The sequence below is a fragment of the Psychrobacter sp. GW64-MNA-CIBAN-0177 genome, from assembly GCF_040309585.1.
GTDB lineage: Bacteria > Pseudomonadota > Gammaproteobacteria > Pseudomonadales > Moraxellaceae > Psychrobacter > Psychrobacter okhotskensis.
This window is the reverse complement of the sequence record NZ_JBEOOY010000533.1, coordinates 1-244: the sequence shown is the minus strand read 5'-3', so window position 1 is coordinate 244 and position 244 is coordinate 1. Positions and strand designations below refer to the sequence as shown.

Sequence of the window (244 nt, the reverse complement as noted above, 5' to 3'; positions counted from 1 at the left end):
AGACATACCGATGCTAGCAAAAATGATAATCCCAAGCGAATAGCATGGGATTAAATAATGTTAACGTAAGTTCACTATGATTGTCAGACCGTCTTAAGGCTGATTATAAAACTGAGCCTAGGCCTTTGATTAATAAATCAACCGTGCCGTCACCGCCACTTTGCTGTAGATAGTTTTTAGCGATATTCACCATAGGTGTAATATATTCTTTTGAGATACCTAGTTTGTCAAAAGCATCATATAC

1 protein-coding gene is annotated in these 244 nt (G+C 36.9%); it reads right to left on the bottom strand.

Translation table 11 applies throughout. The annotated features are described in order from the left end of the window. Window positions 1-103 precede the first annotated feature (103 nt). On the bottom strand, window positions 104-244 hold a 141-nt coding region (locus AAEY79_RS16120; protein ID WP_352289721.1), incomplete at its 5' end, for a DUF2780 domain-containing protein.